We start from the raw sequence: 20,281 nt of genomic DNA on the forward strand, positions 1-20,281 counted from the left end.
TCAAGCGGAAAGAGACGACGATGCCAATTTCCAAGCTTCTGCAACGCCTTGCCTTCGGGATCTGCGTGGCGTCCGGCATGTCCGTCGCAGGCCATGCCCAGAACGCCGACATGACGATCATGACCGGATCGCCGACCGGCACTTATATCCAGATCGGTCGCGACCTGAGCGGCCTGATGCAGCAATGCGGCCAGAACCTGGAGGTCGTCGAATCGGCCGGCTCGCTGGAGAATTTCCTGGCCGTGCGTCAGCGCCCCAACACTCAGTTCGGCATCGTCCAGAACGACGTGCTGGAGTACATGCAGACATTCGCAAGCGATGATCCTGCCGTGGCGCGGGCCATCGCCGGCGTTCGGATCGCCTTTCCCCTGTACGAGGAGGAAGTCCACATCCTGGCGCGCCGCGACATCGCCGACTTCGGCGGGCTGAATGGCAAGCGGGTCGCCATCGGGGTCGAAGACAGCGGCACCTATCTGACCGCATCGCTGATGATCTCTCTGGCCGGCATCGAACCGGCCGAGGTGCTGCCCATCGCACCCGGCGATGCGCTGCCGCAGCTGGAAGCGGGCGACATCGATGCCTTCTTCTATGTCGCGGGGGCGCCCGCCGCACTGTATGCCGAAAACGAGATCGACGGAGAGCAGTTCCACCTGCTGCCAATCCAGGATGACACGCTGCAGGCGGTCTATACCCCGGCGACGCTGGCGGGCGGGACCTATGCCTTTCAGCCGGACCCGGTGGACTTGGTCGCCGTCAAGGCGGTGCTGATGACCTATGAATACGATCCACGTGGCAACCGCTATCATCAGGCCAGCTGCCGCGGCGTGTCGGACCTGTCGTCGCTGATCCTGTCCAACATCGACACCCTGCGCTCCGACGGTCATGCAAAATGGCAGTCGGTCAACCTGACCGACATTCCGCTGGGCTGGGACATCTCGACCTGCGTGAACCGGGGGATCGACCCGGAATACGTGCCCAGCTGCACCCCCGTCGCGCCAGAGGCCGAGACGCCGACCGACAGCGAGGCCAACGCGGCCTATCGCCGCAACATCTGCGCCGTTCTGGGCTGCTGATCAGGGCGCCGTCGGCACCGCCCAGTCCGATGCCGGGCCGGGCGTACCGTCGGCGCGCAGGGCCGCGACCCGCCACCGTGCAACGGGCTGTTCAATCAGGGCTGCTGTCAGGTCGGTGTCGATCTGTTCGATCTGCTCCGATCCTTCGACGTTGAATTCCACGCGATACTGCACCGGGTCCGGCCCATCGGGTGCGGACCAGTACAGTTCGGACTGACCTGCCGTCAGGATGGTCTGGCGGTTCGGGGTGGGCATGCCGGGAACCTCTGCGGGGGACGCATCGGCGACATCAAGCTCGCGCAGCCGTGCAACGGCGCCCGAGATATCGGGTGCCTTGCGATACCATGCGCGGGCGCTGTTCGGATCGGCCTCGACCCCGATGCCGGTCTCATACAGCTGACCCAGATAGTACGCGGCCCGTTCGTTGCCCCACAGCGCAGCACGCTTGTACAGCGCCAGCGCCGCCGCCTGATCGACGATATCCGCCTCAAGCGCCTGCGTCAGGAGAATCTGCGCGTCCGGAGCGTTCTCCTCGACCTCCGTTACGATCGCGGCCTGCCGCGGGGCGGGTTCGGCCACGGGTTCCGGTGCGATGGGCGCGGGTGCAGGGGACGCCGCTTCTGGTGCTTGGACAGTCACCGCCGGAGTTTCCGCGGCCTGATCGACGGGCGCCCGGTCCGGGGTCAGCACATAGCCGCCGATTGCGACAAGACCGATCACGGCCGCGCCGGCCAGGGCGGGCGTCTGCCACCGACGCGCGGGCGGCTCCTCCAGCAGCAAGGGCACATGCCCCGCGGGCGCTGTCCCAACATAGGGTTCCGGGAAAGACGGCGGTGCAGCGGGTTCTTCGATGGATGCCGCTTCATCGCGGTACCCGCCTGCAGGCAGGTCGGGCAACGGGTGGGGCAGGGTCCCGGCCTGCGCCAAGTCGGACAGACAGACATGAACGTAAACCTCGTCCATCCGGCCGCCTGGAGCCATCCGCTCCCGGGACAAGCAGTGCCGCACCAGACGGTCGATCTGGCCGGGATTGCCGCCGGAGGCCTCATGGATCAGCCAAAGCCCGCCGGCATCAAAGGGCTGGCGTCCCCCGTGACAGGGGCATTTCCGGACGCGGAAGCGATGCGCGATATAGTCGGCGGTCTCTGCCTGCGTCAGGGGCTGCATCCGCAGATGCCCCCCGATCCTGCGCCGCAACTCGTCATGAATTGGGGGGTCGAGCAGGGCGGCGGCCTCTCCGCGTCCGACCAGCAGGACATACAGCGGCTGCGGCAAGCCCGAGGCGGCCGTGATCTCCTCCAGGAATTCCTTGGAGGGTTCGGACAACAGATGCGCATTGTCGACGATCAGGACACATTTCCGGTAGGTCGAGCGACCTTTCTCCAGAAGCCGTGTCAGTTCCGTCAGCGGGTCTGGGGAACTGATGCCGAACGCCTTGGGCGCTTCCTGCGACAGATCCATGCCCGGACGATCCAGCGTGACCCGTCCGATCTTCATGTCACCGGAGGATTGCGCGATGAACTCCGACGTCAGGACGGTCTTCCCGATCCGGGCCGGCCCCGACAGGACCAGCAGCCCACGATCGAACTTGGTCCAGGCCTTGATCATCGCCAGATGATCGCGATGCGCTTCGGTCAGATACAGTTGATGCCGGCCCGGTGCCGACGCGAAGCAGGGGCAGGACAGTGTATCAAAGGCGTTGTCCACTGCTCTCTCCACCAAGGCACGAGGTCCAAGCATACCGCAACGGATGCCACACAATCGAAATGCTCTGTTAACCAAGGTAAACAAGAATGGCGCGAGGGTCCATCGGCCACCTGCTCAGGTCCCTGAAAAGTGCATGTCAATTGTTGGTATTGTCCGGCGGTATGACGGTGCCATGATGAACGCCTCTGTTGAAACCTTTACAGACGCTCCGAGAAAATATTTGGCATATATATTATTTAGGGGTCTTTAGTATGATCGCCTAAAATGCCGAAATTTTTAAATGATACCAGTATGGGCTAGTTTTTATGGCATGACCGACAGATGCGTTTAGGGTTAGGCTAGAATATCCGCAAGGATTTTTTCTAGAATTTTTTTTATAAATCAAATTCATGTAAGATAATAGCCTTGGGGTTTAGCGAGCAACATCTACTAAATAGTGTACGTCTCCACGTTAATCCTTTTGGTATCTTAAAATGTCCTTCTGGGCGTTATTGGCGCAGACGGCTTTGCATCTGTTGATTCCGTGGCGCATGCGCATAATAGAAAGTCCTGCCCGGACTTTTAAGTATAGAACAGCATATTCCACTTCTTTTACCGACATGGATGATTGAGCCTTATTCTCCAAAAGGTTGATACGAAAATAATCTATCAACCATGTAGCGAATATTGGAGAAAAGTTTTTCGCTTTTGGCACCACCGGAGCGTTCAGAAAAACTGCAAGTATACTGAGCTTTTAAATGATCGGCAGGCCAGCGCAATCGAGACGCCTAGTACTATGCGCTGGCGTTTTCATGGCCTGTTTTATAGGGGAAAGGCCAGCCTACCCGGAAAGGCAAGTCACGATCGCCTTGGCTTCACGCCAGAGTACTCCGCTCTCCGGAGGCGCCAATACAGACGCCCCCAATCACGGCAGCCAAATTTCGATCGTGCCGTCCCGCGGGGTGGGGCGGAAGAAGGTGAAGTCTGCCACCGTCTCCCGGCCACCCCCGCCGATCAAGTCGGCGATGGTCCCGGAAACCTCGCGGTCGGCGTCCTGAAAATAACGGATGCTCTGGCGGTCGACTGCGTAGCGGACGGGACGGGTCTCGACCTCGGCCGTGCCAAGGGCGCGCAGAAGGCGGCTGATTTCCTGCGAACGCTCGAACCCGCCGCGTTCGGGATAGTGGATCACGACCCGCGCCTGCGCCAATGTCCGCGATCCGAAGGACGGTGTCGCCGCGGGGATGCCATTCCACGGCACGGGGGCCGTCGTGGCGGGGGGTTGCGTGAACACGGGTGCACCGGGAGGTGAGACGGGCACCGGCGATGGCGCAACGGGCACAGGCACAGGAACCGGCACGGGCGCCGGTGATGGCGCGACGGGCACGGGTACCGGCGCCGCGACAGGCGGGCTGGGTGGCGCGACGGCGACCGGCGTGCGGGGAGCGGGTTCCGCCGGAGCCGCCCGCTCGGGTCGGGGCGCCGGGGGGGCTTCGGGCGTCGGCTGCGGTTCGGGCGCGGCAGTCTGGCCGGGCAGGGGCGGCAGGTGCCGCCAGATGTCCTGCGCCGTGGGAATGCCCCCCGCATTGCCCTGCGCCCCCGCCTGCGCGGCGATCAGGCAGGCGGTCATGGTCAGCGCCCCAAGGCGGGCTGTCAGCTGGCTGCGGCGTTGGGTCATGTCACGGGCCTTTGCTGTGATGCGTGCGTCCCGGCACCTTGATCAGCCACCGGGGCGTTGCACGCGTTGTGGGATGCATAACGGACCCCGCCCGCGTGTCACGTCAAGTTCCGGTTATCCCCGCTGAACGGCAAAAAATCGCTTAATTTCAACGCTTAATTGCGGAAGGCGCCATGTCTTTCCGTCCAGGTTGTTGGTGCGACCGCTGGTCCTATTGGAACAGGATGTGACGCCGTCCGTCGCGCGCGTGATGAAAATCGCATGTCACCCGGAACACGTCGGCCAACAGGTCCTGCGTCAACACCTCGGCCGGGGGACCATCCGCCACGACGCGGCCCTGGTCAAGCACCAGCAGGCGGTCGCAGAACATGGCCGCGTGGTTCAGATCGTGCAGCGCCACGATGCTGGTCAGCCCAAGTCTGGAAACCAGCCGCAGCAGGTCCAGCTGATGCTGGATGTCCAGATGATTGGTCGGCTCGTCCAGGAACAGCTCCCGGGGCTGCTGGGCCAGGGCACGGGCGATCTGGACGCGCTGACGCTCGCCGCCCGACAGGCCCTGCCAGCTTTCATGGCGGAACGCGGTCATGTCGACCTGTTCCAGCGCCCGTTCGACCGCGATCATGTCGGCCGTCGAACATCCCGCCAGAGGCGCGCGGTGGGGTGTCCGTCCCAGCATCACGACCTCCTGGACGGTCACGTTCATCTCGGTCTGCGCGTGCTGCTGGACCAGAGCCACGCGCCGTGCGAGGTCGCGCCGGCGCATTCCCGCGATGTCCTGTCCATCCAGCGTGACCTGGCCCCGGTCCGGCGGCCGCAGCCCCGCCAACAGCCGCAGCAGAGAGGACTTGCCCGACCCGTTCGGCCCCAACAGCCCCAGGATCGTGCCCGGCTGGACGCGCAGCGACACGTCATGCAGGATCGCCTTGCGCCCGACGCCCCAGGACAGGTTGGTGGCTGCGATGCTCATGCCGTGGCCCTCGCGCGGTACAGGATCAGTGAAAAGCACGGGACGCCCACCAGCGCGGTGACGATGCCGATGGGCAGGGTCTGCTGGGTCATCACGCTGCGCGAGACGATGTCGGCCAGGACCATGAACACCGCGCCGACCACCGCGCAGGCGGGCAGCAGACGCATGTGTCCCGGCCCGATCAGGAACCGCACCGCGTGGGGGACGACCAGCCCGACAAAGCCGATGGATCCGACCATGCTGACGATGGTCGCGGTGATCAATGCCGTCGTCGCGAACAGGACGATCCGCACCCGGCCCACCGCGATCCCCATGGATGCGGCCGCGTCGTCGCCGAAGGTGAAGGCATCCAGCGCGTGTGCATACCAGATGCAGACGACAAGCCCGATCAGCATCACCACGGCCAGCAGCTGGAATTCCGGCCAGCGCACGCCTCCAAAGCTGCCCAGCAGCCAGAACATCACGTCACGCGCCTGCTGCGCGTTGCCCGAGGTGGTGACGACATAGGCGGTCAGCGCGTTGAACAGCTGTGCGGCAGCGACCCCGGCCAGGATCGTGCGATCCGGCCCGCCGCGTCCGCCATCCGACAGCAGCGCCACGAAGGCAAAGGCCGCCAACGCCCCCGCAAAGGCGCCGGCCGACAGCGACACGGTGCCCGCGCCGACGCCCAGGATGATCACCGCCACGGCCCCCGTCGACGCGCCCGCGGACACGCCCAGCACATAGGGTTCGGCCAAGGTATTGCGCAGCAGCGATTGCAGGATCGCACCGCAGATCGCCAATCCCGCCCCGCACAGCGCCGCGACCAGCGCCCGGCTGAGACGCAGGTCCCAGATCACGCTGTCCTGGATGCGGCTGATCTGGGCATCGGTCCAGCCCAGGTGGTTGGTGGCCGACAGGCCGACGGTCGCCAGCGGGATCCGCATCTCTCCAATGCTGACGGCCAAGGCCACCGCGACCGTCAGGGCCGCGGTCGCGATCATCAGCAGGGCGGCGAAACCTCCCCTGCCGCGATGGGCCGAAACGCTCATTTCCCCTGCAGCGCGTCCAGCTGACGGGCCAGCTCCTCGGCGCCATAGATGGTGCGGATCGTCGGGTTCATCGCCGCGCCGTTCATGGTCAGGATGTGGCCCTGCTGCACCGCGGGCATCTGGCTGACCGAGGGGTCGCTTTCCAGGAACGCGATCTTGTTGTCGGCGCGGTCCAGGTCCCACCGGTCGCGGTCCAGCGATGCGGCGACGATATAGGTCGGATCGGCGGCGATGATGCCCTCCCACCCGACGGTCGGCCATTCCGCCTCGGTCGTGATCGCGTTGCGGCCGCCCAGCATGTCGGCGATGAAGCCCGACGCGCCGTTCTTGCCGCCCAGATAGGCGTCCTCTCCGGCCGAGGGGCTGGAGAACCAGAACAGGAAGGTCGTGTCGTCGTCGCGGTTAAACCGCGCACGCAGGTCGGCCTCGCGCTTGCGGAAGTCGGCGATCAGCGCCTGCCCGCGATCGGCCACGTCGAAGATGCGCGACAGCTCGTCGATCTCCTGGTACAGAAGGTCCATGTTCCACAGCTGATCGCGGCTGCCATAGATGTCGCCGGCATCGTCGCGGGTGTTGCAGATGCCGGGCGACAGATAGCTTGGAATGCCCAGATCGGCAAAGTCCTGTCGCTTGGCGACCTTGCTGTCATCGCCTAGCAGCAGCGGCAGCTGTGCCGCCACGAAGTCCGGCTCCTTGGTCAGGATCCCTTCCAAGGTGGGCTGTTCGACGGTCAGGATCTCGACGGCGGCATTCGCCTCTTCCAGCTCGGGCAGCACCTTGGTGGGCCAGAAGGCCGACGCGGCCAACCTGTCCTGCAGCCCCAGCATCAGCAGGATCTCGGCGCTGTTCTGGCCCAAAGCCACGGCATTCTGGGGTGCCTGCTCGATGGTGATCTCAACGCCGCAGTTCTCCAGCGTCAGCGGATACTGCGTCGGTTCGGCCCACAGCGTCGCGGGCGCTGCAAGACAGGCCAAGGCCGCAAGGATGAATCGGGGGGGCTGGTGCATGGTCTGCTGCCTGATCGTGTATGACGTTGCGGGGCCGATAGCACCGCCGGATCAGGTCGGCAACGAAAATAGTCAACTTTAGGGCCCCTCAACGAGGGCGTCGCAGGGTGGCGGTCTTGCGGCGACGGAAACATCAGCGTCGGCACAGGGGGTTGCGCCGACGCTGTCAACTATAAGGCTTATCCTGCTTATTTCACGCCGTCGCGGACGTCGACCTCGGGGCGGTCGTCGCCCGACACGTCCTCCTCGCGCCAGTTGCCCTTTTCGTCCTGGTACTGGACGACCTCCGACTCGCCGCTCAACTGCTGCCGCGCGGCGACGTCGTTGGCGGCCGCGGTCGCCTGTTCCTTTGTGGGATAGGTTTCCGAGAACACGTCGTCCAGCTTGTAGGCCCAGCCACCGTCATGCTCGACGATCTCGTACACGATCTTGGTCATTCGCTTTGTCCTTGCTTGGGCAGGCGCACGGTCACGGGTCGTCCGGTCCGCACGATTGCCTGTTTTCACAGCTCCCGCATCAACGGCCCGCCCGCTCGCTCCGTTCCGCGAAAACTTTCCTGGCCCTGCATGCCCGCTGGCAGGCGCGTCAGAACGCGTATTCCATCTCGATCCGGGCAGCCATGCCGCGGTCGGGGTCGGCCGCGTCGGACCCCCCGGCGAACCAGCCGATCGCCGCGTCGATTTCCAGTGCATCGGTCGGACGAAGGCCCAGGACCAGGTCCAGCGCGTCGCCCAGGTGGCTGTCCTGTCCCTGTGTCACCGACACGCTGCGATAGTGGTGGTACAGCAGATCGACCGATACCGCGTCGTTTGCGGTCAGGCCGACGCCCGCGGTCGCGATGCGGATGTCGCTCAGATCGGGATCAAGCGCCTCGCCATAGTATTTCAGCTTGGCGAACCCGCCCAGACGCGCCTCGTTCGACTGCAGCCCGGTCTGGCGATAGGCGCGGTCGGTGCCGTCGTCGGGGTCGCCGTCGCCGCTGCCTTGGGCAAAGGCCACCGTCACGCGGGGCTGCAGGTTGTGATCCTCCCACAGGCGGGTCGCGCCGATGTCGAACCCGTATCCCTTCAGGCGGCGGTCGTCGTCCGATCCGCGCGACAGCCCCGCATCCGCCCAATAGGTCAGGCCGTCGCCCAACTCTCCCCAGGACCGCAGGCCCAGGGACAGCTGCTCTCCGGCGCCCCTCTCGCGGTCGTCGCCAAGGATGGCAAATGCCTCGACAAAGCGGTCATCAACAGGTTCCATCTGCGCAAGCAGGCCGTAATAGGCGATGCGGTCGCCGCGCGACCCCGGCTCGAACAGGGTGCGGGGCAGCCAGCCCACGCGGCCTGCCAGCGCGTCGACGCGTACCGGACCTGCGTCGAAGCGGGCCATGACACCGTCGATGTTCTCATCAATCAGCCATTCGCGTTCATCGCGGTACAGCCACCGCCCGGCGCGAATGCGAAAGCCGTCGTCATACTGCAGATAGGCCTGATTGACGCGCGCGGTGTTGGTCGTGCTGCGCGGCTCTCCGCGTTCCCAGACCCGTTCGGAGAAGACGTCGAATTCGAAGAAGCCGGACCAGGTTTCCTCTGACGCGACCTCGCCGATCAGGCGGAACAGCGGGCTGACGGCCCCCTCACGGTCCCGGTCGCCATCATCCGTCTGCCGTTCATAGGCCAGGTCCAGCTGCAGCGACCGACGGAACTCGATCGCGGGCGGATCGGCCAGGGCCGGGACGGGAAGGGACAGGGTCGCGGCAATCAGCAGGGGGCCGATACGGTCCATGCGCAAGTTCTCTCTTGGGAATCAGGTTAGCTGGTGGCAGGTGGCGAAGGCTCTGAGGGACTGCTCGATCAGCGCGTCAGTGGTGTGCCTGCGATCATCGAAACGAAGGCTGATGCGGATGTGGCGGGCCAGCGACAGCGTGCGCATGGTTGCGATGCGCCGGGGGCAGGGCAGGGGGCGGATGCCAGCATAGCCGTCCAGGAAGGCCCGGGCCGATGCGCTCAGCGCGCCGACGTCGCCCGTGCTCCGCAGGGCGTATTCGTCCAGATGCGCCAGGAAATTGCCCAGGTCCACCGCCGGGTCGCCCACCGCGTAGAGGTCCAGATCGACCAGCCAGACCTGCGCATCGGCGATCAGCACCTGGTCGAAATAGAAGTCGCGGTGGATGCCGCAATGCTGGTCGTCGCGAAGCCGTCCCATCCGATCCCTGGCGGCGTGCAGGATGCGCCGCAGTTCCGCCTGTCGCGCGGGCAACAGCTCTGCCGCCTGGGTCAGGGCGCGATCCAGGACCGACAGCTCGTCCGCGTGGGTCCAGCGGCGGTCGGTGACGGGCGGCACGTTGTGCAGGTGGGCCAGCGCCACGCCGGTCTGCGCCATCGCCGCGACATCCGTCGGGGTCAGGGGTCGGCCGGACACCTCGTCCTGCAACCACATCCGCATCGTGTCGACGATGCCGTGGGCGCGCGGGACACCCGCCCCGTGCGATGCCCGACCGTCCAGACCGGCACCGCGCAGGGCATCGTGGATGGCGGGCATGCGGCCGTCCGTCCCCTTAGCACGCAGCTTGCCCAGGATGGCCGTGGTCGCCCCGCCAGTCGGATAGCGGACCAGTGCCCTGCGGCCCAGCTTGTGGCGGAGGAGCTGGGGCCGGCCCGTGAGATCAAGCTCCGTCGCCGCCTGCAGCGCGGGCCGCGCTTGGTCTGGGTCCAGGGCGGCGTCCAGCTGTGGCATGGTGGGGTCCGCGGATGCGCCGCGCATGACCTGGGCCGCACGGTCCAAGAGGGTCCGCGCGCGCGCAGGCCAGTCGGGATGGCGGGCACGAAACCCCTCGGTCACCAGCAACATCAGGGCGCGGGCATGGTGGAGGGGCAGCGTGACGGGCCCGTCGCCATAGCCGCCCAGGACCGCGCCCGCTATGGCATCGGCCTGGACGCGCGACAGGATCCCGTCCACCACCTGCGCATCGATCCGGGCCAGGAAGCTGCCCAGATCACGGGCCGGATCGCCGCAGCCGGCGTTGTCCCAGTCCAGGATGACGGGACCAGCGGCCCCCATCACCACCTGATCCGCGCTGAAATCGCCGTGCACCATCACCGGATCGAACGTGGCCTGGGCCAGCCGGTCGGCCAGATCGGTCGCGATGCCATGGGCCAGGACGCTCAGGTCGGCATCCAGCGGCGCAAGATCGGCGGCGGCGGTCAGGACCGACCTTGCATCAGCCTGGGCGGTCCATGCGGCGGCGGGTCGGAACGGATCGGCATGCAGCGCGGCCAGGGCCGCGCCGATCCGCGTGCAGGTGTCCGCGTCGGGCGCGTGACCGGTCATCTGCGGGCAGACGGGGCGGCCCGGCACCCACGCGGTCATCATCGCGCGCAAGCCGCTGTCGGCCCCCAGCAGGGCGGCCTGCCCATGCGCCATGGCCGCAGTCGCGCCGACAAGCGCCTGGTCAAAGCCCGCCCCGGCCATGATCTTCAGAACCCCTTGCGGCTGGCCGTCAAGGTCGAGGCGGGCCACCAGCCGTCGCCCCGGCTTGTAGCGCAGCAGGATCAGGTCGCCTGCGGCCAGATGCGGCTGCACGCCGGTCACGCGCCGCAGGGCGCCCTGTCGCCGTGCAGGGTCCAGGAACCGCGCAAGACTGCGCAGATGACGGTCCAGCCGCGCCGGGATGACGATCACACCGCGGTCGGGCAGCATCACGACATCGGGGTTGTCGCGCCAACGGGACCGGCGGCTTTCCTCGGCATACCGGTCGGGGGCATAGGCATAGGCGGCCAGCGCCTCTCCGTCCGTGGACAGGAACGACGCGACGCAGCTGACCCCGGGTTTGTAGCGCAGATAGGCCGGCTGCAAGGCGTCACGCCCCAGGGCCGCCGCCATCGCCTGCGCGTCCAGCATCAGCGGCAGACCGACCAGCGCCGGATCACGGTCGCAGATCGCGCGATCAGCCGGAGACAGCACGCAGCGCCCCCCCATCCTGACCACGACCCTGCAGCGCCCACAGACGGGCATAGCGTCCCCCGCGCGCCAGCAGGTCGGCATGGCTGCCCTGTTCGGCCACCCGGCCCGCCTCCAGGAACACGATGCGGTCCGCGCGGGCGGCCTGCGACAGGTCATGGGTGATCAGCAGGCTGGTGCGGCCCTTGGCCAGGCGCCAGATCGCCTCGGACACGGTGGCCTCGTTGCTGCTGTCCAAGCCGGTCGTGGGCTCGTCCAGGACCAGCACCGGACAGCGGCGCAGGGCGGCGCGGGCAATGGCGATGCGCTGGCGCTGACCTGCCGACAGGGTGGCGCCGCGTTCCGCGACCTGGGCGTCATAGCCGTCGGGCAGGGCCGCGATGAAGTCATGCGCGTTGGCCAAGCGGGCGGCGGCCTCGATCTCGTCGCGGGTGACGTCGCGGCCCGCGCCCAAGGCGATGTTGTCGGCCAACGTGCCGCTGAACAGGACCGTCTCCTGTGGGACAAAGCCGATCTGGCGGCGCAGGCTGGTCATCGTCACGTAGCGGATGTCCTGCCCGTCGATCAGGATGCGCCCGCCCGACGGATCGTAAAGGCGCAGAAGCAGTCCGGCCAACGTCGACTTGCCCGCCCCGGACGGCCCTGTCAGCGCCACGTTCGTGCCCGCCGGAATGTCCAGCGTCAGCCCGTCCAGCGTGGGCCGACCTCCGCCATAGCCGAAGGTCAGGCCGTCGAAGGTGATCCGGCCGGCATAGGCAGGGGCGGCCACGGCATCGGCGCGGTCGCGGATCTCGGGCACCTCGTCCAGCAGCTGGACGACCCGCTCGCCCGCGGCGCTGGCCTTGGCCAGGCGGGACGCGTATTTGGCATAGCCCCGGATGGGCCGGAACGTCGCCTTGAGATAGGTGATGAAGACCAGCAGGTCGCCCGGCGTCAGCCGCCCGCGCAGCACCTGCAACGTGCCGAAATAAAGAACCAGCGCGATGGCGCAGGCGACCAGCAGATCGACCAGCCGTTCCAGCCCCGCCGCGATGCGCTTGGCCCGCACGTCGCCCGCCATGCTGGTGCCGTTCGCACCGGAGAAGGTGTCGGCCGCGCGATCCTCGATCGACAGGGCCTGAACCGTGCGCATGGAGGACATCGCCTCGGCCGCGGTGGCGGCCATCTGGCCCTCGATCTTGCGCTGCTTGCGGCTGGCGGCCTGGATCTTCTTTCCCGCGCGGATGGACGCGAACCACAGAACCGGCAGCGGAATCAGCGCGATCAACGCCAGCTGCCAGTCCAGCACCATCATCACGGCGACCATGCCCAGCAGGACCAGCACGTTTGCGGCCAGCGGCAGGGCGGCAGTGACGGCAGTCTCCTTGAGCATGGCCACGTCGCCGATCAGGCGCATGGTCAAATCGCCCGCCTTGGACCGGGTGTGAAAGCCAAGCGACAGTCCCTGCAGGTGCCGGAATAGGTCGCCGCGGACCTGGGTCAGCACCCGGTTGCCGACGATCGCAAAGCCGATGGTCGCCAGGTACTGGAACAGCGCGCGCAGCCCGATGATGCCCACCAAGCCAACTGCGCACAGCGCCAGAAGCGTCATGGGGTCCAGCGTATCCACCGCCGCGACACCCGATCCGCCTGTTCCCGCCGTGCCGGACGGCACCACGCGGTCGATGACGAATTTCAGCGGCCAGGGTTCCAGCAGCCGCATCAGCGTGGCGCTGACCAGCGCGGTGGTCGCCCCCGCCAGCACCGCCCGATGCGGGCGCAGATAGGGGGCAAACCGATGCAGCACGCGGCGCAGTCCGGGCAGCGATTCCGTCAGCGTCTCGGGACGCGATCGTGACATCACGCGGCCTCCTGCCCTGCGGCGCCGGCACGGGCGATGATGCGGGACACGATGCGGTCCCACCCGTGATGGGCCAGAACCTCGGCGCGGGCGCGTACGCCCATCGCGGTGGCCGCCGCGGGATCGCGGGCCAGACCCGCAAGGGCCGCGGACAAAGCGCCCGGATCATCCGGTACCACGGTGGCGCCAAGCCGGCCCCGGTCCAGCACCTGGGCCAGATCGCCCACGTCGCTGGCCACCACGGGCAGCCCCGCAGCCATGTATTCGTAGAGCTTCAGCGGAGAGAAATAGAACGGCTGATCGGCCCGATAGGGGGCCGTGGCGACATGCATCCGCGCCAGCCAGCCGGGGATCTGGTCGGGCTGGACCGCCCCCGTCAGGTGGGCCGCGTCCGACAGGGACAACTGGTCCAACCGGTCCAGGATCGCCGCCCGTTGCGGCCCGTCACCCACGATCAGCAGGCGCGCATCGGGAACGGGGCCGCGTCGCAACAGGGCAAAGGCCTCGACCAGGGTCGCGGTGTCGTGCCAAGGCTTCAGCGTGCCGACGAAGCCCACGGTGAACGGCCCATCCGGCGCAGGGCTGCCGTCGAAACGTGCCGCATCGACGCCGTTGGGGATGACCGCCACCCGGTCGGGCAGGGCCCCCAGGTCGCGGGCGTAATCCGCCGCCACCGCCGACACCGCCGCGACCAGACGGGCGGCCCCGAAAGCCCGGCGGGCGCTGGCTTGGGCGTCCGACTGGCGGACCATGTGGCGGTGACGGGTCTGCTCGGCGATCAGGGGGGCGTTCAGCTCCAGCGCCGACGGCACACCGCCGCGACCGGCCCATTCCATCGCCCCATGCGCGAACAGCGCATGGCGTTCATAGACCAGGTCGAACGGCCCCGCCTGCGTCAGCGCCGCGGCGACCGTCTCGTTCAGCGCCAACGCCCAAGCGGCACGCGCTTCCGCGTCGTCGCCACGCGGCGCCCCGGGCAGGGGGTGCAGCGCCACCGTCGCGAACTCCGCCGCCGGCGCCACTGTGAGGCACGGAGAGAACAGCGTCACCCGGTGACCCATCGCCAGCAGCACCCGCAGCACGGATTGCACATGGATCGACGCACCCTTGGTGCCGAAGGGCGGAATGCCAGGATCGGTGGTGACATAGGCGACGTGCATCACGCGGACCTCTGCTGGGGAAGGTCGGTGCCCGCGATGGCGTCGTGCCAGATGGCGCGAAGCCGCGCGGCGTTGACGTGCTGGTCGAATTCCTGCGCGATCAACGCGCGTCCCGCGGTCGAGAACCGCTGCCGCAGGTCCGCATCGTCCAGCATCCGCGCAAGCGCCGTGGCCAGCGCCTGGGGGTCGCCTTCCGGGACGCAGAACCCGGTCTGCCCGTCGCGGACCAGTTCCGGGATGCCTGTGACGGCGGTCGAGACGCAGGGCGTTCCCAGGGCCATCGCCTCCAGCAGGACGGTGGGCAGGCCGTCGCGGTTGCCGTCGTGGCCCACCACGCAGGGGCAGGCGAAGACGGCAGCCCGACGCATCATCGCGATCACCTCGGATTGCGGACGCGGACCCGCTAGGGTGACCGCATCGGCCAGGTCGGCGGCAGCGATCTGGGCCGCCAGATAGGACGCCTCGTCCCCGCCGCCCACGATGGTGCAGCGCACGCTGCGGCCCTGGTCGCGCAGCAGGCGAACGGCCTCGATCAGGATGTGGAACCCCTTCTTCTCGACCAGGCGTCCGACCGCCAGGATGTCGGTCGCATCGGGTGCGGGGTTCTGATGGGCGAAACGGTCCAGGTCCAGGCCGTTGTAGATGCGGCTGACATTGGTCGCGTCCTGGCCGAACCGCTGTTCCAGATAGCCGACATTGTAGTCCGACACGGTGACGACATGGGCCGCGTCGCGCAGCTTCTCGTCCAGGCGGATGTTCTCCTCGTAGTCGAAATAGATGTCCTTGGCATGCGCCGTGAAGGTATAGCCGATCCCCGCCAGCTGTGCCGCCAGCCGCGCCACCGTCGTGGACACGGTGCCGAAATGCGCGTGCAGATGCGCCACCCCGCGTTCGCGGCAGGCCAGCGCCAGCTCCAGCGCCTGCGCGACATCCTGGCCGCTGCTGTTCTTCATCTGGCCCAGCAGGGTCCATGACGCCGCGGGCAGCCCGGCCCGGGCGCGCATCATCAGCCGCCAGAACGCGTCGGGGTTCTTCAGCCGTTCGGTCAGTCGGGTGACGGGCGCGCGGACCTTGCCCAGGTTGTCCTGAAAGTGCGTCTCCTCGACCGGGCGCAGCGAGAAGATCTCGATCGGCTGGCCCGCGGCCTCGTGCGCCAGGATCTCGTTGACGATGAACGTCTCGGAATAGCGGGGATAGCGCTTGAGGACATAGCCGATCTTGGGTGCGGACATGGGAGGACGTTTCCTTGTGACAGGTCTTCAGGCCAGGCGGCGCAGGGATTTGCGGGGGGCCAGCATCCGCGTAGCCATCGCGGTGACGCGCGACAGCCCGTCCAGGTCCACGCCGCGTGGTCCGGCCTGCCGGGTCACCGCGCGGCCCAGCCAGTCGCCGATGGCGGCGGGCGACAGCGCATCGGGATGGATCATGTCGGCGATGCCGCGATCCTGCATGCGCTGCGCGCGGATCAGTTGTTCGGTGCGCGGCCGGACCCGCGGCACCACCAGCGACGGCAGGCCGAACGACATCATCTCGCATGCGGTGTTGTAACCGCACATCGCCACAAGCGCCGCCGCGCGCGCGGCCAGCCCCACCGGTTCGGCCACGAAATCGACCACGGTCAGGTCGGTCCGGCCCTGTGCCAGCGCCGCCACGCGGGCCCGTGCCTCGGGCGGCATCTGCGTGCCGGTGATCAGGATGCCCTGATGGCCCGCGGGCATGGGCGCCGCGGCAAAGGCCGTGCACAGGGCCACCCCGTCGCGCCCGCCGCCCACCTGGCACAAAACGAACGGGCGCGCATCGCCTCCCGTCACCTGCAGCGGGTCGGCCCCCTGCGCATCGGGCGACAGGCGCGCCCGCTGGTCCAGATAGCCGGTATAGGTCACGCGGGCGGACAGTTCGGGGCCCAGCCCGTATTCGTCGGCCGTGGGAAAGAACGCCGGGTCGCCATAGACCCAGATGTCGTCGTAATGATCCTGCAGCGCCTCGAAATTGCGCTGGCGCAGCCATTGCTGGCGCATGACGGACGGCCGGTCGATGATGTCGCGCAGCCCCAGCACGATCCGCGTGCGGCCCGACCGCTTCAGTGCGCGCAGGGTCGGGCCCAGTTCGTACTGGGCACCGCGGGGGACGTTGTCGACGATCATCAGGTCGGGCTGAAAGTTCTTGACCGCGGCCCGGATCGTCGCCGCGCGGATGTCGCACAGCGCGTCGACCCCGATCCCCAGGTCGCGGGCATGATAGGTGCCGTCCGAGGCCTTGGCATAGGCCGGCAGCGTCAGGCAGTCGACGCCCGCGGGCAGGGCGAATGCCCCGGCCTCGCGCATGCCGGCCACCAGCAGCACTTCGGGGTCGTGACCGCATTCGCGGATCGCCTGCGCCAGCAGCATGTTGCGCCGCAAGTGACCAAAGCCCAGAGTGTCGTGCGAATACAGGACCACCCGCGGCGCGCGGGTCCGCTGACGGCGCAGCGCGGCGGCGTATTGCAGCGGATCGGCGAGGTTCATCTTGGTCATCGGGCCCTCGGGATCTGGGGGTGCGGAGGTGCTTGGACGGCGGCGTCTTCGTGCTTCCAAAATATTGGCGTGCGATCCAAAGCTGCAAATTAGAAGATCATTAGAGCCGCGCATCGGCGTTTTTACGGCAGCGAAGTTGCGCTAGTCTGCCGTCTCAGGCGGCACCAAGCCGCCACCGGCCGGGAACGCAACGCCATGAGAATCCGCACGAAAATCATGCTCAGTCACTTGACCGGCCTGGTCACGGTCACGCTTGTATGTCTGGCGATCATCATCGGGCTGGGCCTGACGCGCGAGGACCGGCGACAGCTTCAGACGTCCTATGCGCAGCTGCGCAACATCAACCTGGTGGCGGTCGACGCAAACAAGCTGTCCGCCCAGATCGCAGAACTGTTCGTCGCCGGGGACCAGGACGCCGAGATCCGCGAGGCGCGCGATTCGCTGCTGTCCGGGCTGCAGCGCCAGCGCGACCTGATCCGCGAGGAGCATGCGCTGGCCGGAGAGCCCGATGCGACCTGGGGCGGACTGGACCGCGTCGCCCAGATGGAGATCAAGGTGCAGGAGATCGACCAGTCGCGCCTGCTGATCCAGGATCACCTGCAGGCGGGCCGGCGCGCGGAGGCGCTGCAGGTGTTCAACACTCGCATCTATCACCAGCTGGGGCAGGTGCTGCTGGAGCTGGTCGAGGAGGCGACCGTGCGCGAACGCGCCGAGGTTGCCGAGGCGCTGGCCAGTTCGTCCCGCCTGTCGGAGCGCGCCGTGGATCTGGCCATCGGGCTGATCGTGGTCGTGGCGGTCTTGGGTGTCGCGAACATCGTGATGATGAACCGCGCGATCCTGCGCCCCGTCTCGGCGCTCTACGCGGGGGCCGAGGCGGTCGGGCGGGGCGATCTGACGCATGTGATCGACAATCCGTCGCCCGACGAGCTGGGCAACCTGTCGCGCCGCTTCAACCAGATGACCGGACAGATCCGCGACCAGCGCGACAGCCTGCTGCAGGCGCAGTCCACGCTGTCCCAGCAGGTCGAGGAGCGCACCCGCGAACTGCGCGAACGGTCGGAGGCGCTGGTGGCCAGCAACGATCGGCTGCGGTCGGTCGATGCCAGCCGCGCGAACTTCTTCGCCGATATCAGCCACGAGCTGCGCACGCCGCTGACGATCCTGCGCGGCCAGGCCGAGATGGCGATCCGCACCCCTGACGCCGATGCCGCCACCCTGCAGCAGGTGCTGTCCGAGATCGTCCGCAAGACCGACCAGATCGGGCGGCTGATCGATGACCTGCTGTTCCTGGCGCGGTCGGAATCGGGCTCGATCATGGTCAACCGCACGCGTGTCGTGCTGCAGGACATCGTGGGCGACGTGCTGCTGGACGGCCAGAACATGGCGATGCGCCCCGGCGTGCGCATCCGTCCCAGCCAGCCCAGCGAACCGGTCGAGGTGCGCGGTGATCCCGACCGCCTGCGTCAGGCCGTGCTGATCGCGCTGGACAACGCGATCCGCCTGGCGCCCGCCGACACCACCGTCAGCCTGGAACTGGCGCAGTCACAGGATCACGCCCATATCCGCGTGCGCGACCAGGGACCGGGTTTCACGGGCGATGAACTGGGCAGCGCCTTCACCCGCTTCTACAGCGCGCGCCCGTCGCGGCCGCGGTCGGGTCGCGGGTTGGGCCTCGGGCTGTCCATCGCGAAATGGATCGTCGACCAGCATGACGGCGCCATCCGCATCGACAGCGCGCCCGGCCGCGGCGCCGTGGTCGAGATCACCATGCCGTTGGCACGCAGGGCCGTCGCATGAGCCCCGATCGTGTCCTGGTTGTCGAGGATGACACCGAGATCGCCGCCCTGCTGGCCGGTGGCCTGACGGCCGAGGGCTATCACGTCGATCTGGCCGACTGCGCGGCGGGGCTGGACCAGCGGTTGCGGGACGGGGGCTATGACCTGGTCGTGCTGGACCGGATGCTGCCCGACGGCGACGGCGCCGACCTGTGCCGGGAGATTCGCGGGGTGGGCCATGACGTGATGATCCTGATGCTGACCGCCAAGGACGCGCTGGCCGAGAAGCTGGAGGGGCTGGGGGCGGGGGCCGACGACTACATGACCAAGCCCTTTGCCTTCGAGGAACTGCTGGCTCGCATCGCGGTCCTGCTGCGCCGTGCGCCTGCGCGCGAGGACCGCCCGTCGCGCATCGTCATCGGCGATCTGTGTCTGGACCTGGACACCAAGACCGCGACGCGACGCGACCGCGATCTGGACCTGACGGCGACCGAGTTCTCGCTGCTGCGGTTTCTGGCAGAGCGTCCCGACAAGGTTCAGTCGCGCGTGGATATCCTGAAGGGTGTCTGGGGATACAACTTCGACCCGCAGACCAACATCGTCGAGGTCTATATCGCCTATCTGCGCAAGAAGCTGGACCAGGACGGCGATGCGCGGCTGATCCACAACCAGCGCGGCTTCGGGTATCTGCTGTCGGCCCGGTGACGCGGTCCTGTCATGAAAGCTTCACTGGCGCCGCGGTCATTATTCCATTATTCGGGAATCATGGAACATGACCGCGCCGCCCACGCCTTTGCCACCCTTGGCCACCCCGGTCGCCTTGCCGTTGCCCGGCTTCTGATGCGCTTTGCCCCCCGCGCCGTTCGCCCGACCGAGATCGCTCAGGCGCTGGGGCTGAAGCCGAACACCCTGTCGCACTACCTGTCCGACCTGACGGGATGCGGCCTTGTCGCCGTGCGGCGACAGGGGCGGTCGCTGCTCTATTCGATCGATGTCGATGCGACGGGCCGCCTGCTGGGCTATCTGGCAATGGACCTTGGCCGCGCGCGCCCGGACGTTCTGACCAGCATCCCACAATCCAAGGAGCCGACCGTGACGCATACCGGTTTCCATGTCCTGTTCATCTGTTCAGGCAATTCCGCACGATCGCTTTATGCCGAGGCGCTGCTGCGCGATCTGGGCGGCGATCGGTTCATCGCCCATTCGGCAGGCACCCGGGCGGGGACGCATCCGAACCCCCTTGCGCTGCAGGTGCTGGACCGCAACGGCCACGACACGACCACCCTGCGGTCCAAGCATCTGTCCGAGTTCCAGTCACCCGACGCCCCCAGGATGGATTTCGTCTTCACCGTCTGCGACACCTCCGCGGCCGAGGAATGCCCCCCTTGGCCCGGCCAGCCGATCACCGGGCATTGGGGGCTGCCCGACCCGGTCAAGGCGCAAGGGGCGGACGCCGAACGGGCGCTGGTCTTTGCCCGGACCTATGCCGCCCTGCGCCGCCGGATCGAAGCCTTTGCCGCCCTGCCGGTGGCAAGCCTGGACCGAATCTCGCTTCAGAACCGGGTCGATCAGATCGATGCCCGCGAACTTGCCAAGGACTGACCCC

Annotated in this window: 16 protein-coding genes; 4 read left to right on the forward strand and 12 right to left on the reverse strand. The window is 67.4% G+C overall.

Going from position 1 to position 20,281, the window contains the following annotated elements; all coding sequences use genetic code 11:
- The first annotated feature begins 20 nt into the window (after positions 1 to 20).
- Entirely contained in the window at positions 21 to 1,073 is a 1,053-nt protein-coding gene (locus SY26_RS00945) for a TAXI family TRAP transporter solute-binding subunit (protein ID WP_045998914.1), read from the forward strand.
- Here SY26_RS00945 and SY26_RS00950 read toward each other — a convergent pair whose 3' ends face one another.
- From SY26_RS00950 to SY26_RS01005, 12 genes are all read right to left on the reverse strand, one after another.
- Positions 1,074 to 2,780, reverse strand: a complete 1,707-nt coding sequence (locus SY26_RS00950; protein WP_045998915.1) for an AAA family ATPase — start codon at positions 2,778 to 2,780, stop codon at positions 1,074 to 1,076.
- A 904-nt stretch (positions 2,781 to 3,684) separates the two neighbouring features.
- Positions 3,685 to 4,437, reverse strand: a complete 753-nt coding sequence (locus SY26_RS19740) for a hypothetical protein (RefSeq protein WP_052715068.1) — start codon at positions 4,435 to 4,437, stop codon at positions 3,685 to 3,687.
- A gap of 211 nt (positions 4,438 to 4,648) precedes the next feature.
- Complete coding sequence (locus tag SY26_RS00960; protein ID WP_045998916.1) at positions 4,649 to 5,404, reverse strand: ABC transporter ATP-binding protein; 756 nt, start codon at positions 5,402 to 5,404, stop codon at positions 4,649 to 4,651.
- A complete protein-coding gene (locus SY26_RS00965; RefSeq protein ID WP_045998917.1) occupies positions 5,401 to 6,435 on the reverse strand; it encodes an iron ABC transporter permease in 1,035 nt (344 codons plus the stop codon). Before SY26_RS00965 ends, SY26_RS00960 begins: the two co-directional genes overlap by 4 nt.
- Entirely contained in the window at positions 6,432 to 7,442 is a 1,011-nt protein-coding gene (locus SY26_RS00970) for an ABC transporter substrate-binding protein (RefSeq protein ID WP_045998918.1), read from the reverse strand. The genes SY26_RS00965 and SY26_RS00970 overlap by 4 nt, the downstream gene beginning before the upstream one ends.
- Positions 7,443 to 7,630: 188 nt before the next feature.
- Positions 7,631 to 7,879, reverse strand: a complete 249-nt coding sequence (locus SY26_RS00975) for a DUF2188 domain-containing protein (RefSeq protein ID WP_045998919.1) — start codon at positions 7,877 to 7,879, stop codon at positions 7,631 to 7,633.
- A 148-nt stretch (positions 7,880 to 8,027) separates the two neighbouring features.
- On the reverse strand, positions 8,028 to 9,212 hold the full coding sequence (locus SY26_RS00980) for an alginate export family protein (RefSeq protein WP_045998920.1): 1,185 nt from the start codon (positions 9,210 to 9,212) through the stop codon (positions 8,028 to 8,030).
- Between the two features lie 21 nt (positions 9,213 to 9,233).
- On the reverse strand, positions 9,234 to 11,390 hold the full coding sequence (locus SY26_RS00985) for a phosphotransferase (protein WP_198143074.1): 2,157 nt from the start codon (positions 11,388 to 11,390) through the stop codon (positions 9,234 to 9,236).
- On the reverse strand, positions 11,374 to 13,227 hold the full coding sequence (locus SY26_RS00990) for an ABC transporter ATP-binding protein (protein WP_045998922.1): 1,854 nt from the start codon (positions 13,225 to 13,227) through the stop codon (positions 11,374 to 11,376). Before SY26_RS00990 ends, SY26_RS00985 begins: the two co-directional genes overlap by 17 nt.
- Positions 13,227 to 14,387, reverse strand: coding sequence for a glycosyltransferase family 4 protein (locus SY26_RS00995; RefSeq protein ID WP_045998923.1), 1,161 nt, complete (start codon positions 14,385 to 14,387; stop codon positions 13,227 to 13,229). Before SY26_RS00995 ends, SY26_RS00990 begins: the two co-directional genes overlap by 1 nt.
- Complete coding sequence (locus SY26_RS01000) at positions 14,387 to 15,619, reverse strand: glycosyltransferase family 4 protein (protein ID WP_045998924.1); 1,233 nt, start codon at positions 15,617 to 15,619, stop codon at positions 14,387 to 14,389. Before SY26_RS01000 ends, SY26_RS00995 begins: the two co-directional genes overlap by 1 nt.
- Before the next feature lie 27 nt (positions 15,620 to 15,646).
- A complete protein-coding gene (locus SY26_RS01005; protein WP_052715069.1) occupies positions 15,647 to 16,900 on the reverse strand; it encodes a glycosyltransferase family protein in 1,254 nt (417 codons plus the stop codon).
- A gap of 216 nt (positions 16,901 to 17,116) precedes the next feature.
- On the opposite strand from SY26_RS01005, the gene SY26_RS01010 reads away from it, so the two are divergent.
- Genes SY26_RS01010 through SY26_RS01020 form a run of 3 tightly spaced genes read left to right on the forward strand, consistent with a single transcriptional unit; the run spans position 17,117 to position 20,277 of the window.
- Positions 17,117 to 18,697 carry an ATP-binding protein gene (locus SY26_RS01010; RefSeq protein WP_217845934.1) on the forward strand — a complete coding sequence of 527 codons (1,581 nt, stop codon included), beginning with the start codon at positions 17,117 to 17,119 and terminating at the stop codon, positions 18,695 to 18,697.
- Positions 18,694 to 19,380, forward strand: coding sequence for a response regulator transcription factor (locus tag SY26_RS01015; protein ID WP_045998926.1), 687 nt, complete (start codon positions 18,694 to 18,696; stop codon positions 19,378 to 19,380). Before SY26_RS01010 ends, SY26_RS01015 begins: the two co-directional genes overlap by 4 nt.
- A gap of 60 nt (positions 19,381 to 19,440) precedes the next feature.
- A complete protein-coding gene (locus SY26_RS01020; protein WP_045998927.1) occupies positions 19,441 to 20,277 on the forward strand; it encodes a helix-turn-helix domain-containing protein in 837 nt (278 codons plus the stop codon).
- The last annotated feature ends 4 nt before the right edge of the window (positions 20,278 to 20,281 follow it).

The organism is Paracoccus sp. 228, assembly GCF_000967825.1.
GTDB classification, from domain to species: Bacteria; Pseudomonadota; Alphaproteobacteria; order Rhodobacterales; family Rhodobacteraceae; genus Paracoccus; species Paracoccus marcusii.